Origin of the sequence: Micromonospora sp. NPDC093277, assembly GCF_044765245.1 — a bacterium.
In the GTDB taxonomy this organism is placed as follows: domain Bacteria; phylum Actinomycetota; class Actinomycetes; order Mycobacteriales; family Micromonosporaceae; genus Micromonospora.
Genome location: NZ_JBIWJO010000007.1, coordinates 184,294 through 199,139 on the forward strand (window position 1 = coordinate 184,294; position 14,846 = coordinate 199,139).

The 14,846-nt window shown below is 68.2% G+C and carries 9 protein-coding genes; all 9 read right to left on the reverse strand.

What is annotated here, in order from left to right; all coding sequences use genetic code 11:
* Window positions 1–5: 5 nt before the first annotated feature.
* Entirely contained in the window at window positions 6–314 is a 309-nt protein-coding gene (rpsJ, locus tag ACIRG9_RS17485; RefSeq protein WP_007073037.1) for a 30S ribosomal protein S10, read from the reverse strand.
* Between the two features lie 354 nt (window positions 315–668).
* A complete protein-coding gene (gene tuf, locus ACIRG9_RS17490; RefSeq protein WP_402856572.1) occupies window positions 669–1,862 on the reverse strand; it encodes an elongation factor Tu in 1,194 nt (397 codons plus the stop codon).
* 223 nt (window positions 1,863–2,085) lie between these two features.
* Window positions 2,086–4,182, reverse strand: coding sequence for an elongation factor G (fusA, locus tag ACIRG9_RS17495; protein WP_402856575.1), 2,097 nt, complete (start codon window positions 4,180–4,182; stop codon window positions 2,086–2,088).
* A 75-nt stretch (window positions 4,183–4,257) separates the two neighbouring features.
* Complete coding sequence (gene rpsG / locus ACIRG9_RS17500; protein ID WP_013735957.1) at window positions 4,258–4,728, reverse strand: 30S ribosomal protein S7; 471 nt, start codon at window positions 4,726–4,728, stop codon at window positions 4,258–4,260.
* A 1-nt stretch (window position 4,729) separates the two neighbouring features.
* Window positions 4,730–5,104, reverse strand: a complete 375-nt coding sequence (gene rpsL, locus ACIRG9_RS17505; RefSeq protein WP_014440718.1) for a 30S ribosomal protein S12 — start codon at window positions 5,102–5,104, stop codon at window positions 4,730–4,732.
* 521 nt (window positions 5,105–5,625) lie between these two features.
* Window positions 5,626–5,997: a hypothetical protein gene (locus ACIRG9_RS17510; protein ID WP_402857108.1), complete on the reverse strand. Its 372-nt coding sequence runs from the start codon at window positions 5,995–5,997 to the stop codon at window positions 5,626–5,628.
* Between the two features lie 657 nt (window positions 5,998–6,654).
* Window positions 6,655–7,023 (reverse strand): hypothetical protein, encoded by a 369-nt coding sequence (locus ACIRG9_RS17515; protein ID WP_402856580.1) that lies wholly within the window; start codon window positions 7,021–7,023, stop codon window positions 6,655–6,657.
* A gap of 169 nt (window positions 7,024–7,192) precedes the next feature.
* On the reverse strand, window positions 7,193–11,080 hold the full coding sequence (locus ACIRG9_RS17520) for a DNA-directed RNA polymerase subunit beta' (protein WP_402856583.1): 3,888 nt from the start codon (window positions 11,078–11,080) through the stop codon (window positions 7,193–7,195).
* An 81-nt stretch (window positions 11,081–11,161) separates the two neighbouring features.
* On the reverse strand, window positions 11,162–14,593 hold the full coding sequence (locus ACIRG9_RS17525; protein WP_402856586.1) for a DNA-directed RNA polymerase subunit beta: 3,432 nt from the start codon (window positions 14,591–14,593) through the stop codon (window positions 11,162–11,164).
* Between the last annotated feature and the right edge of the window lie 253 nt (window positions 14,594–14,846).

The window sequence follows — 14,846 nt, forward strand, 5'->3', positions numbered from 1 at the left end:
GGTCCCTACAGCTTGATCTCGATGTCGACGCCAGCCGGCAGGTCGAGGCGCATGAGCGAGTCGACCGTCTTCGGGGTCGGGTCGATGATGTCGATCAGACGCTTGTGCGTGCGCATCTCGAAGTGCTCGCGCGAGTCCTTGTACTTGTGCGGCGAGCGGATAACGCAGAAACGGTTGATCTCCGTGGGCAGCGGCACCGGGCCAGCGACCTGCGCCCCGGTACGCGTCACCGTCTCGACGATCTTCCGAGCCGAGGAGTCGACGACCTCGTGGTCATAGGCCTTGAGCCGGATGCGGATCTTCTGTCCCGCCATGGTGGCTTCTGTTCCTTCTCTCGATGCCGCTGTGTTGCGGGCGCCTGCACCGGCTGGCACAGGCCCACTTCCGCCGACCCCCGCGGTCGGGCGTGTCGCGCCCTCGGGTCAGACTCCGCCCCGGGACTCCGAAGCGGTTCTCAGACCACGCGGTGGGTCATGGCGCCGATCGCGTCACCGCGACCTGAACGCCGCGCGAGGGTGGTTGACCGCCAGGGGCAGCCAACCACCCTACGCGAGACCGTTGGTCATCCGGAGGTCCAGCATGCGCCGGACACGGACGACTAACCGTCGTTACGCAACCTGACTAGTATGCCGCACGACCGGCGGCGACGCTAATCGGGGTTACCCAACTCACTTGATGATCTTGGTGACGCGACCCGCGCCGACCGTACGGCCACCCTCCCGGATCGCGAACTTGAGGTTGTCCTCCATCGCGATGGGCTGGATCAGCTTCACGGTCATCGTGGTGTTGTCGCCCGGCATGACCATCTCGGTGCCCTCGGGCAGCGTGACGACACCGGTGACGTCCGTGGTCCGGAAGTAGAACTGCGGACGGTAGTTCTGGAAGAACGGGGTGTGGCGGCCACCCTCCTCCTTGGAGAGGATGTAGACCGTCGCCTCGAACTCCGTGTGCGGGGTCGTGGTGCCCGGCTTGACGACGACCATGCCGCGCTCGACGTCCTCGCGCTTGATACCGCGCAGGAGCAGACCGACGTTCTCACCGGCCCGGGCCTCGTCCAGCAGCTTGCGGAACATCTCGATGCCGGTGCAGGTGGTCTTCATCGACTTCTCGCGGATGCCGACGATCTCCACCTCCTCGTTCGGCTTGAGGATGCCACGCTCGGCACGGCCGGTGACCACGGTGCCGCGGCCGGTGATCGTGAAGACGTCCTCGATGGGCATGAGGAACGGCTTCTCGGTCTCGCGCTCCGGCTGCGGGATCGCGGAGTCGACGGCGTTCATCAGGTCGAGGAGCTTGCCGGTCCACTCCGGGTCGCCCTCGAGGGCCTTCAGCGCCGAGACCCGGACGACCGGCAGGTCGTCACCCGGGTACTCCTGCGAGGAGAGCAGCTCGCGGACCTCGAGCTCGACGAGCTCCAGGAGCTCCTCGTCGTCGACCATGTCGCTCTTGTTGAGCGCCACGACGATGTACGGCACACCGACCTGACGGGCCAGCAGCACGTGCTCGCGGGTCTGCGGCATCGGGCCGTCGGTCGCCGCCACCACCAGGATCGCGCCGTCCATCTGGGCGGCACCGGTGATCATGTTCTTGATGTAGTCGGCGTGACCGGGGCAGTCGACGTGCGCGTAGTGCCGGTTCTGCGTCTGGTACTCGACGTGGGAGATGGAGATCGTGATACCACGAGCCTTCTCCTCCGGCGCCTTGTCGATCTCGTCGAACGGCGTGTACGGGTTCAGTTCCGGGTACTGGTCGTGCAGGACCTTGGTGATGGCCGCCGTCAGCGTCGTCTTACCGTGGTCGATGTGACCAATGGTGCCGATGTTGACGTGCGGCTTAGTCCGCTCGAACTTCGCCTTCGCCACTGGTGTCCTCCTGTGGACTTTCTTGGTTCGTTCGCCCCGGCGCGCCAGGTCGGCGCTTAGGACTCTGTCGACAGCCTTTCCGGCCAGACGGCCGGAGAGCCTTTGTGGGTTCTGCGGCGATGAAGCCTACAGGCCCGGATTCACACAACCCGACCGAGGCGGCCGCGGGCGGGAGATTCCTCCCGCGGCCGACCCCGGCTCATCGGATCAGCTCAGGTGAGCGTCACTCACCGGTCGCCTTGGCGATGATCTCCTTGGCCACCGAGGCCGGAACCTCGGCGTAGGAGTCGAACTGCATGCTGTAGCTAGCCCGGCCCTGGGTCTTCGACCGCAGGTCGCCGACGTAGCCGAACATCTCCGACAACGGCACCAGGGCCCGAACGATGCGGGCGCCGTGACGCTCCTCCATCGCCTGGATGATGCCGCGCCGGGAGTTGAGGTCGCCGATGACGTCACCCATGTTCTCCTCAGGAGTGGTGACCTCAACAGCCATCATCGGCTCGAGCAGCGCGGGGTCGGCCTTGCGGGCCGCCTCCTTCATCACCATCGAGCCGGCGATCTTGAACGCCATCTCGGACGAGTCGACCTCGTGGTACTGACCGTCCAGCAGCGTCAGCTTGACACCAACCAGCGGGAACCCGGCGAGAATGCCGTACTGCATGGCGTCCTGGGCGCCCGCGTCCACCGAGGGGATGAACTCCCGGGGGATGCGGCCACCGGTGACGGCGTTCGCAAACTCGTAGGTCGGCGAGTCGTTGTCCAGCGGCAGCGGCGCGATGCTCACGATCACGCGGGCGTACTGGCCGGAACCACCGGTCTGCTTCTTGTGGGTGTACTCGATCTTCTCCACCGTACGGCGGATGGTCTCGCGGTACGCCACCTGCGGCTTACCGATGTTCGCCTCGACGTTGAACTCGCGGCGCATCCGGTCGACCAGGATGTCCAGGTGGAGCTCGCCCATGCCGGAGATGACCGTCTGGCCGGTCTCCTCGTCCAGCTTGACGCGGAAGGTCGGGTCCTCCTCGGCCAGCCGCTGGATGGCGGTGCTGAGCTTCTCCTGGTCGGCCTTGGTCTTCGGCTCGATGGCCACCTCGATGACCGGCTCCGGGAAGGTCATCGACTCCAGGATGACCGGGTTCGCCGTGTCGCACAGGGTGTCACCGGTGGTGGTCTGCTTCAGACCCTGAACCGCGATGATGTCGCCAGCCTTGGCGGAGCCGCGCTCCTCCCGCTTGTTGGCGTGCATCTGGTAGATCTTGCCGATCCGTTCCTTGCGGTCCTTGGTGGAGTTGACCACCTGCATGCCGGACTCGACCGTGCCCGAGTAGACCCGGACGTAGGTGAGCTTGCCCAGGTGCTTGTCGGTCTGGATCTTGAAGGCCAGCGCCGAGAACGGCTCCGAGACTGACGGCTTCCGCTGCATCGGGGTCTCGCCGTCGGTCGCGGTGCCCTCGATCGCCGGGATGTCCAGCGGCGACGGCAGGTAGGCGACGACCGCGTCGAGCATGGGCTGGATGCCCTTGTTCTTGAAGGCGGTGCCAGTGAAGACGGGGTTGGCCTTACCGGCGATGGTGGCCCGGCGGATGGCGGCCCTGATCTCCTCGACGGAGATCTCCTCGCCCTCCAGGTACTTCTCCATCACCGCGTCGTCGACATCGGCGAGGGTCTCCATCAGCTTCTCGCGCCACTCGGCGGCGGAGTCGGCAAGGTCGGCCGGGATCTCCTCGACCGCGTAGTCCTCACCCTTCTGGGTCTCGCCACGCCAGGTGAGGGCCCGCATCTCGACCAGGTCGACCACACCGATGAAGTTGGCCTCGGCGCCGATCGGGATCTGGAGGACCAGCGGGGTGGCGTTGAGCCGGTCGATCATCATCTGCACGCAGCGGAAGAAATCGGCACCGGTCCGGTCGAGCTTGTTGACGAAGCACATCCGGGGGACGTTGTACTTGTCCGCCTGGCGCCACACGTTCTCCGTCTGCGGCTCCACGCCGGCGACACCGTCGTAGACCGCGACCGCACCGTCCAGCACCCGCAGCGACCGCTCCACCTCGACCGTGAAGTCGACGTGGCCGGGCGTGTCGATGATCTGGATCGTGTGGCCCTTCCACTCGCACTTCGTGGCGGCGGAAGTGATCGTGATACCGCGCTCCTGCTCCTGTTCCATCCAGTCCATGACGGCAGCGCCCTCGTGGACTTCACCGATCTTGTACGTGATGCCGGTGTAGAACAGGATCCGCTCGGTGGTAGTGGTCTTACCGGCATCGATGTGCGCCATGATGCCGATGTTGCGTACGTTGGCGAGCGCGTCTGCGGCGGCCACTTCATTCCCTACTTATCGTCGTATCGACACAACTGGTGGTGGTTCCGGCACCTTGTGGGTGCCGGAACCAGGGTGTTACCAGCGGTAGTGCGCGAAGGCCTTGTTGGACTCGGCCATCTTGTGGGTGTCCTCACGCCGCTTGACGGCGGCACCGAGGCCGTTGCTCGCGTCCAGCAGCTCGTTCATCAGCCGCTCGACCATGGTCTTCTCGCGCCGGGCGCGGGAGTAGGTGACCAGCCAGCGCAGGCCCAGGGTGGTCGCGCGAGCCGGACGGACCTCGACCGGGACCTGGTAGGTGGCGCCACCGACGCGGCGGCTGCGCACCTCGAGGGTCGGCTTGACGTTGTCCATCGCCCGCTTCAGGGTGACGACCGGGTCGGTGCCGGACTTCTCGCGGCAGCCCTCAAGCGCGGCGTAGACGATGCGCTCGGCGAGCTGACGCTTGCCACGCAGGAGGATCTTGTTCACCAACTGGGTGACCAACGGCGAGTTGTACACCGGGTCAGCGACCAGCGGCTTCCGCGGAGCGGGTCCCTTACGCGGCATGTCAGCTCTTCTCCTTCTTGGCGCCGTAGCGGCTGCGCGCCTGCTTGCGGTTGCGGACACCCTGGGTGTCCAGCGAACCGCGGACGATCTTGTACCGCACGCCGGGGAGGTCCTTCACCCGGCCGCCGCGGACGAGCACGATCGAGTGCTCCTGCAGGTTGTGGCCGACACCCGGGATGTACGCGGTCACCTCGATCTGGCTGCTGAGCTTGACGCGAGCGACCTTGCGCAGCGCCGAGTTCGGCTTCTTGGGGGTGGTGGTGTACACACGGGTGCACACGCCGCGCCGCTGAGGGGAACCCTTCAGCGCCGGAGTCTTGGTCTTACTCGTCTTTGCCTGTCGGCCCTTGCGGACCAGCTGCTGAATCGTGGGCACCGGGTTTCCTGCTCCCTTCGGCCGCCGCGAAGCGACCGCGCCGTCTGCTCCCTAGCCGGCCTGATGGACGGCTCTCCTACATTCCAACCGGCACCACCTGACGGCGGTCCCAGCACCCGCGGTCGGGCGTGTCGCCCGGATCGCGGTTCCGATCCGCCGCTGGCGCGTCGTACCGGGTTTGTTCACCGGCACGCGACGCTCCGAGTGCCGGATCTTTGGCTTTGGTCGTGCCGCCGCGCGATCACCGGCGAACCGGCTCCAACGCACGCACGCATTGCCCGGGCGCGCCCGGGCACAAGGGGAAAGGGTACCTACCACAGCCGCGCAGGTCAAAACCGAGCGGTCCGGGAAAACCGCCTCGCGGTCCACCGGCCGATCGCATCATGTCCACCCGCCCCTGATGGGCACCTCAGCTACCAATATACCGGGTTCTCCACCGGCCGGCCCGGCGGCCCCGGTCGCCGAACCAGGGGTTCGGGGTCGCACATCTCACGCCGCACGAACCGCTCGGGTGATCTCGGTCACCCGAGCTGAAGCACCAACGCCAGCACGAGCCCGACCAGGCTGAGCAGCAGCCCGACTCCCCCGCAACTGAGCCCCGCGACGGCCAGGCCGTTCCCGGTGAACCGGACCGCCGGCGGCGGTGCCGGCCGCCGGATCTGCCGGCGGGCCAGCAGGCCAGCCACGATCGCGGCGGTGCCGGCGAGCCCGCCGAGCACGGTGAACGCCCCGGCCGCCCAGGCGCCGCCGAGACTCGGCCCCGACAGGCCGAAGCAGAAGACCAGCACCGACACCAGGATCGAGGCGATCCCGCTCACCAGCGAGCCGACGGCGAGCCCCGAGGCCACCGGGGGCACGTCGAGGTGGACCACGCCGAACGGGGTGCCCGGCACCGGGTCGACCCGCCGCGGCGGGCGCGACGCCTCGCGCGGGGGCGGTGGTACCGGCCCCGGTCGGGCACCGGCCGCCGGCACCCAGCCACCAGCCGTTGGCGCACTCCCCGGAGCCGCCCAGCCACCAGCCGTTGGCGCACTCCCCGGAGCCGCCCAGCCACCGCCGGGCGCGGGCGGACCCCCCGGGTACGCCCCGGACGCCGGCTGAGGTCCGGGGAACGGCCCCTGCTGGGCCGGTCCGGGATGGCCCGGGTAACCGGCCGGGACGCCGGGCGGCGGCTGGCCCGGCGAGAAGCCCGGAAAGCCTGGCGCGGGCGGGTACGGGCCGGCTGGTGGCCAGGGCTGCCCGGACGGCACGGGCGGCGCGGTGACCGGTGGCGGGGCGTACCCCGGGCCGACGGTCTCCGACGGCGCGCTCGGCCTCTCGCCCGGCTCGGCCACCGGCGCGGCCCACGAGCCGCCGGACTCGCTGCCCGGCGTTGACGCGGCGGGGTCCGGGCCGGTGACGGAGCGGGTCGGGTCGTCCCCCGGCGGCGGGGCCGGTTCCGTCACGAGCGCCTCCTCGACGTGGCTCGCCCGCCGCACGGCGGACACCGGCCAGGCTACCGTCGCGGGTCTCGACGGCGAGGCCGGGCGCGGGCGGCTTCCCCCGCGCGGTCAGTCGACGTTAGGAGCGTAGTCGTGCCCGAAGGGAGCGTCGGCGAGCCGGACCACCCCGATCACCACGGCCGCGACCACCGCGACGGCGACCAGGATCAGGCCGATCCAGGCCAGTCGCTCCCCGCGTCGCAGCCAGTCCCCGCCGGTCAGGAATCCGCCCGAGGCGTACGCCTCCCGGCGGGCCTGCCGGGCGAGCCACAGGGCGATGGTCGACGGCACCACTCCGCCGACGAAGAGCCCGGTGAACGCCCCGATCAACCCCAGGGCGAAGACCGCGCGGGCCTTCGTCGAGCGCACCGGCTCGGGGTCGAACGGATGGCGCGGCCCCTGCTGGGCGACGGGCACCTGCCCGGGCGCGGTCGTCATGCCGTCCATCATGCCCCGGCACCGTCGACCTTGACGGACGTGTCGGACGGCGCGCAGTGGGTCCTCGGGCATGCGGTGCCCCCGGAGGGCCGGCACCGACGGTCCCGGCCGCCGTCCGTGACACGACGAGGCCCCCGGCGGGTGCCGGGGGCCTCCTCGTTGCTGTTGCTTAGCGGTACGACCCGAAGTCGAAGTCGTCCAGCGGCACCGCCTGGCCGCTGGCCGGCCCGAAGCCGTAGTCGGTCTCCGGGTAGCCGGTCATCGAGTAGACCTTGGCCTTCGCCTCCTCGGTCGGCTCGACCCGGATGTTGCGGTACTTGCTGATGCCCGTACCGGCCGGGATGAGCTTACCGATGATCACGTTCTCCTTGAGGCCGATCAGCGAGTCGCTGCGGGCGTGGATCGCCGCGTCCGTCAGCACCCGGGTGGTCTCCTGGAAGGAGGCCGCCGACAGCCAGGAGTCCGTGGCCAGCGAGGCCTTGGTGATACCCATCAGCACCGGGCGACCCGCGGCGGGCTCGCCGCCCTCGGAGACGAGTCGGCGGTTCTCCGACTCGAAGAGCGCCCGGTCGACCAGCACGCCCGGCAGGAACTCGGTCGAGCCGGAGTCGATGACCGTCACCCGCTTCAGCATCTGGCGGATGATGATCTCGATGTGCTTGTCGTGGATGAGCACACCCTGCGAGCGGTAGACCTCCTGGACCTCCTGGGTCAGGTGGACCTGGACCGCGCGCGGGCCGAGGATGCGCAGCAGCTCGTGCGGGTCGATGGTGCCCTCGGTGAGCTTCTCGCCGACCTCGACGTGCTCGCCGTCCTGGGCCCGCAGCCGGACCCGCTTGGAGATCTTGTCGTAGACGATCTCGTCGCTGCCGTCGTCCGGCACCACGATGATCTTCCGCGACCGCTCGCCGTCCTCGATCCGGATCCGGCCCGGGGTATCGGCGATGGGCGCCTTACCCTTCGGGATCCGGGCCTCGAAGATCTCCTGGACACGGGGCAGACCCTGGGTGATGTCCTCACCGGCGACGCCACCAGTGTGGAAGGTACGCATCGTCAGCTGCGTACCCGGCTCACCGATCGACTGGGCGGCGATGATGCCGACCGCCTCGCCGACGTCCACGGTCTTGCCGGTCGGCAGCGAGCGGCCGTAGCACGCACCGCAGACGCCCAGCTTCGACTCGCAGGTGAGCACGCTGCGCACCCGGACGTTCTCCACCCCGGCCGCGACGATCCGGTCGACCAGGATCGAGTTGAGGTCCTGACCCCGCTCGGCCACCAGGTTGCCGTCCGGCCCCTTGATGTCGTCGGCCAGGGTACGGGCGTGCACGCTGGTCTCGGCGTGCTCGTGCACGACCAGCTTGCCGTCGAGCCGCTCGCCGATCTGCATCGGGATGGCCCGGTCGGTGCCGCAGTCCACCTCGCGGATGATGACGTCCTGCGAGACGTCCACCAGACGCCGGGTCAGGTAACCCGAGTCGGCGGTACGCAGGGCGGTGTCCGCGAGACCCTTGCGGGCACCGTGCGTGGAGATGAAGTACTCCAGCACGGACAGACCCTCCCGGTACGAGGCCTTGATGGGCCGCGGGATGATCTCACCCTTCGGGTTGGCCACCAGACCACGGATCGCCGCGATCTGCCGGAGCTGGAGCAGGTTACCGCGGGCACCCGAGTTGATCATCTTCCACAGCGGGTTCTCCTGCGGCAGTGCGGTGTCCATCTCCTTGGCGACCTCGTTGGTCGCCTTGGTCCAGATCTCGATGAGCTCGCCGCGGCGCTCCTCGGCGGTCATCAGACCACGCTGGTACTGCTTGTCGATCCGGTCGGCTTCCTTCTCGTACCGCTCCAGGATCTCCCGCTTGCGCGGCGGAGCGATGACGTCCTCCATGCCGATGGTGACGCCGGACCAGGTGGCCCAGTGGAAACCGGCCTCCTTGAGCCCGTCCAGGGTGGCCGCGAGGGCCACCTTCGGGAAGCGCTCGGCGAGGTCGTTGACGATCGCGGAGAGCTGCCCCTTGCGGATCTCGTAGTTCACGAAGCGGTAGCCCGGCGGCAGCGTCTCGTTGAACAGGACCCGGCCCAGGGTGGTCTCCACCGTCACCGTCTCGCCCTCGACCCAGCCCTCGGGCGCGACCCACGGCTCGGCGCCGGCACCGTTGTCGACCCCGACGATGTCCCGCAGCCGGATCTTGACCGGCGTCTGCAGGTGCAGCTCGCCGTTGTCGTACGCCATCCGCGCCTCGGCGTCCGAGCTGAACGCCCGGCCCTCGCCCGTCCCACCCGGGGTGAGGTGGGTGAGGTGGTAGAGACCGATGACCATGTCCTGGGTGGGCATGGTGACCGGCTTGCCGTCGGCCGGCTTGAGGATGTTGTTCGACGACAGCATCAGGATCCGCGCCTCGGCCTGGGCCTCGGCGGACAGCGGCACGTGGACCGCCATCTGGTCACCGTCGAAGTCGGCGTTGAACGCGGTGCAGACCAGCGGGTGGATCTGGATGGCCTTGCCCTCGACCAGCTGCGGCTCGAAGGCCTGGATGCCCAGCCGGTGCAGGGTCGGCGCGCGGTTCAGCAGGACCGGGTGCTCGCCGATGACCTCTTCCAGCACGTCCCACACGACCGGCCGCTGCCGCTCGACCATCCGCTTGGCGGACTTGATGTTCTGCGCGTGGTTGAGGTCGACCAGCCGCTTCATCACGAACGGCTTGAACAGCTCCAGCGCCATCTGCTTGGGCAGGCCGCACTGGTGCAGCTTGAGCTTCGGCCCGACCACGATGACCGAACGGCCGGAGTAGTCGACGCGCTTGCCCAGCAGGTTCTGGCGGAACCGGCCCTGCTTGCCCTTGAGCATGTCGGAGAGCGACTTCAGCGGGCGGTTACCCGGACCGGTGACCGGCCGGCCACGACGGCCGTTGTCGAACAGCGCGTCGACGGCCTCCTGGAGCATCCGCTTCTCGTTGTTGACGATGATCTCGGGCGCGCCGAGGTCGATCAGTCGCTTGAGGCGGTTGTTCCGGTTGATCACCCGGCGGTACAGGTCGTTCAGGTCGGAGGTCGCGAAGCGGCCACCGTCCAGCTGCACCATCGGACGCAGGTCCGGCGGGATGACCGGGACGCAGTCCAGCACCATGCCGAGCGGCGAGTTGCGGGTGTTCTGGAACGCCGCGACGACCTTCAGCCGCTTGAGCGCCCGGATCTTCCGCTGGCCCTTGCCGGAGCGGATGGTCTCGCGCAGGTTCTCGGCCTCGGCCTCGAGGTCCATGTTCTGCACCAGCGCCTTGATCGCCTCGGCGCCCATGCCACCGGTGAAGTACTCGCCGAAGCGGTCCCGCAGCTCGCGGTAGAGCAGCTCGTCGGTGACCAGCTGCTTCGAGTCCAGCTTGCGGAAGGTGTCGAGGACCTCGTCGAGGCGGTCGATCTCGCGCTGGGCCCGGTCGCGGATCTGGCGCATCTCGCGCTCTCCGCCCTCCTTGACCTTGCGCCGGACGTCCGCCTTCGCGCCCTCGGCCTCCAGCTCGGCCAGGTCGGCCTCGAGCTTGGCGGCCCGCTTCTCGATCTCCGAGTCGCGGCTGTTCTCGGCCTGCCGCTTCTCGGCCAGGATCTCGTTCTCGATGGTCGAGAGGTCACGGTGACGCGCTTCGGCGTCCACGCTCGTCACGACGTACGAGGCGAAGTAGATGATCTTTTCGAGGTCCTTCGGGGCGAGGTCCAGCAGGTAGCCCAGCCGGCTCGGCACGCCCTTGAAGTACCAGATGTGGGTCACCGGAGCGGCAAGCTCGATGTGGCCCATCCGCTCCCGGCGAACCTTGGAGCGGGTCACCTCGACGCCGCAGCGCTCGCAGATGATGCCCTTGAAGCGGACCCGCTTGTACTTACCGCAGTAGCACTCCCAGTCCCGCTGCGGACCGAAGATCTTCTCGCAGAAGAGCCCGTCCTTCTCCGGCTTCAGGGTGCGGTAGTTGATGGTCTCGGGCTTCTTGACCTCGCCGTGGGACCACTGACGGATGTCGTCGGCGGTGGCGAGGCCGATGCGCAGCTCGTCGAAGAAGTTGACGTCGAGCACTATGTCCCCTATGTCGTCGTCTGTACTGCTTAGCTAACCGGTGGGGTCGGGAGCCGGCGAACCGGCCCCCGACCGCTCACCTCAGACCTCTTCGACCGAGCTCGGCTCGCGCCGGGACAGGTCGATGCCCAGCTCCTCCGCGGCCCGGAACACCTCGTCGTCGGTCTCGCGCATCTCCAGGGCCACGCCGTCGCTGGAGAGCACCTCGACATTGAGGCACAGCGACTGCAGCTCCTTGAGCAGCACCTTGAACGACTCCGGGATGCCCGGCTCGGGAATGTTCTCGCCCTTGACGATCGCCTCGTAGACCTTCACCCGGCCCAGGACGTCGTCGGACTTGATGGTCAGCAGCTCCTGCAGGGCGTACGCGGCGCCGTACGCCTGCATCGCCCAGCACTCCATCTCGCCGAAGCGCTGGCCGCCGAACTGCGCCTTACCACCCAGCGGCTGCTGCGTGATCATCGAGTACGGGCCGGTCGACCGGGCGTGGATCTTGTCGTCGACCAGGTGGTTGAGCTTCAGGATGTAGATGTAGCCGACCGCGATCGGGTCGGGCAGCGGCTCACCCGAGCGACCGTCGAACAGCCGCGCCTTGCCCGAGGAGCCGATCAGCTGCTTGCCGTCCCGGTTGGGCAGGGTCGACGCGAGCAGACCGGAGATCTCCTCCTCCCGGGCACCGTCGAAGACCGGGGTGGCCACGTTGGTGTCCGGCACGGACTCGTGCGCCTCGATCGAGCGGAGCTGGCGCTTCCACTCGGTGTCGTCACCCTCGACGCTCCAACCGGTCTTGGCCACCCACCCGAGGTGGGTCTCCAGGACCTGGCCGATGTTCATCCGGGACGGCACACCGAGCGGGTTCAGCACGATGTCGACCGGGGTGCCGTCCTCCAGGAACGGCATGTCCTCGATCGGCAGGATCTTGGAGATGACGCCCTTGTTGCCGTGGCGGCCCGCGAGCTTGTCACCGTCCTGGATCTTGCGCTTCTGGGCCACGTAGACCCGGACCAGCTCGTTCACACCCGGGGGCAGCTCGTCGCCGTCCTCACGGGAGAAGGTACGCACGCCGATGACCGTGCCGGTCTCACCGTGCGGCACCTTCAGCGAGGTGTCCCGGACCTCACGCGCCTTCTCCCCGAAGATCGCGCGGAGCAGCCGCTCCTCGGGGGTCAGCTCGGTCTCACCCTTCGGGGTGACCTTGCCGACCAGGATGTCGCCGGGGACGACCTCGGCGCCGATCCGGATGATGCCGCGCTCGTCGAGGTCGGCGAGCATCTCCTCGCTGACGTTCGGGATGTCGCGGGTGATCTCCTCCGGGCCGAGCTTGGTGTCCCGGGCGTCGACCTCGTGCTCCTCGATGTGGATCGAGGTGAGCACGTCCTGCTGCACGAGGCGCTGCGACAGGATGATCGCGTCCTCGTAGTTGTGGCCCTCCCAGGTCATGAACGCCACGAGCAGGTTGCGCCCGAGCGCCATCTCGCCCTCGTCGGTGCACGGACCGTCGGCGACGACCTGGCCGGCCTCGACGCGGTCGCCCTCGAAGACGACCGGCTTCTGGTTGACGCAGGAGCCCGCGTTGGAGCGGCGGAACTTGTGCAGCAGGTACGTCCGACGGTGGCCGTCGTCCTGGTGGACGGTGATGTAGTCGGCGCAGAGGTCCTCGACCACGCCGCCGACCTCGGCGACGACGACGTCACCGGCGTCCACCGCCGCCCGGTACTCCATGCCCGTGCCGACGAGCGGGGACTCGGCCTTGACCAGCGGCACCGCCTGGCGCTGCATGTTGGCGCCCATGAGCGCACGGTTGGCGTCGTCGTGCTCGAGGAACGGGATCATCGCGGTCGCGACGGAGGTCATCTGCCGCGGCGAGACGTCCATGTAGTCCACGGCCTCGGGCGGTACGTCCTCGGTCTCACCGCCCTTACGGCGGACCAGGACGCGATCCTCGGCGAACGACCCGTCGGACTTCAGCGGGGCGTTGGCTTGCGCCTTGACGAAGCGGTCCTCCTCGTCCGCGGTCAGGTAGTCGATCTGGTCGGTGACCCGGCCGTTGACGACCTTCCGGTACGGCGTCTCGATGAAGCCGAACGGGTTGACCCGGGCGAAGGTGGAGAGCGCGCCGATCAGACCGATGTTCGGGCCTTCCGGCGTCTCGATCGGGCACATCCGGCCGTAGTGGGACGGGTGCACGTCGCGGACCTCGAAGCCGGCCCGCTCCCGGGACAGACCACCCGGGCCGAGCGCGCTCAGCCGGCGCCGGTGGGTCAGGCCCGCCAGCGGGTTGGTCTGGTCCATGAACTGGGACAGCTGCGAGGTGCCGAAGAACTCCTTGATCGCCGCCACCACCGGGCGGATGTTGATCAGAGTCTGCGGCGTGATCGCCTCGACGTCCTGGGTGGTCATCCGCTCGCGGACGACGCGCTCCATCCGGGACAGGCCGACCCGGACCTGGTTCTGGATCAGCTCGCCCACGGTACGCAGGCGACGGTTGCCGAAGTGGTCGATGTCGTCGGCCTCGTAGCCCTCCTCACCGGCGTGCAGCCGGCAGAGGTATTCCACGGTGGCGACGATGTCGTCCTCGGTCAGCGTCCCGGTGGTGATCGGGACGTCGATCTCGAGCTTCTTGTTGAACTTGTACCGCCCGACCTTGGCCAGGTCGTACCTCTTCGGGTTGAAGAAGAGGTTGTCCAGCAGGGTCTGGGCGTTCTCGCGGGTCGGCGGCTCGCCCGGACGGAGCTTGCGGTAGATGTCCAACAGCGCCTCGTCCTGCCCGGCGATGTGGTCCTTCTCGAGCGTGGTCATCATCAGTTCGGACCAGCCGAACTTCTCGCGGATCTGCTCCGCCGACCACCCGATGGCCTTGAGCAGGACGGTGACGGCCTGCCGGCGCTTGCGGTCGATGCGGACGCCGACCGTGTCGCGTTTGTCGATGTCGAACTCCAGCCAGGCACCCCGGCTCGGGATGACCTTGACGCTGGAGAGGTCGCGGTCGGAGGTCTTGTCCGGCTGCTTGTCGAAGTAGACGCCCGGCGAGCGGACGAGCTGGCTGACCACGACGCGCTCGGTGCCGTTGATGATGAAGGTGCCCTTCGGCGTCATCATCGGGAAGTCACCCATGAACACCGTCTGGCTCTTGATCTCGCCGGTGGTGTTGTTGGTGAACTCCGCCGTCACGAACAGCGGGGCGCAGTAGGTCAGGTCCTTCTCCTTGCACTCCTCGATCGAGGCCTTGACCTCGTCGAAGCGCGGAGCCGAGAAGGAGAGCGACATGGTGCCGGAGAAGTCCTCAATGGGACTGATCTCGTCGAGGATCTCCGCGAGACCCGAGCGTGCGTGCGGGTCGTCCGCCGACCGGCCCTGCCAAGCCTCGTTGCCGACGAGCCAGTCGAAGGACTCGTTCTGGATGGCAAGGAGGTTGGGGACCTCGAGGTGTTCGGTGATCCTGCCGAAAGAAACTCGGCGGGGCGCGAAAGCGCTCGACGTACGACTGGTCTTCGCAGGGCGGGAAGCTGCCAAGATGCGTCCTTCCGAGGACCGGTGCTGCATAACGGCTGGTACGCGTGCACTCCAATGACCCCACCAGAAATAGCCGTAATCGGACATTTCCGAGCAGGGGTCGATTCGGAAGGCAGCGCAAACTAGCAGTGTAGCCGAGAGGCTAACCGCTGTCCAGCCCACCCCGCAGGTCGTCGCGGAACTTGCCTCGGGACCCTGGAAATCCGGGGTCTACCGGGCCGCTCGGAACGCGACGTTCCTGCCGGGCCGCTCG

Excerpts from the sequence above, each read along its gene's own strand:
- rpsJ (WP_007073037.1), bottom strand. The coding sequence starts at position 314 with ATGGCGGGACAGAAGATCCGCATCCGGCTCAAGGCCTATGACCACGAG.
- rpsG (WP_013735957.1), bottom strand. The coding sequence starts at position 4,728 with ATGCCGCGTAAGGGACCCGCTCCGCGGAAGCCGCTGGTCGCTGACCCG.
- ACIRG9_RS17515 (WP_402856580.1), bottom strand. The coding sequence starts at position 7,023 with ATGACGACCGCGCCCGGGCAGGTGCCCGTCGCCCAGCAGGGGCCGCGC.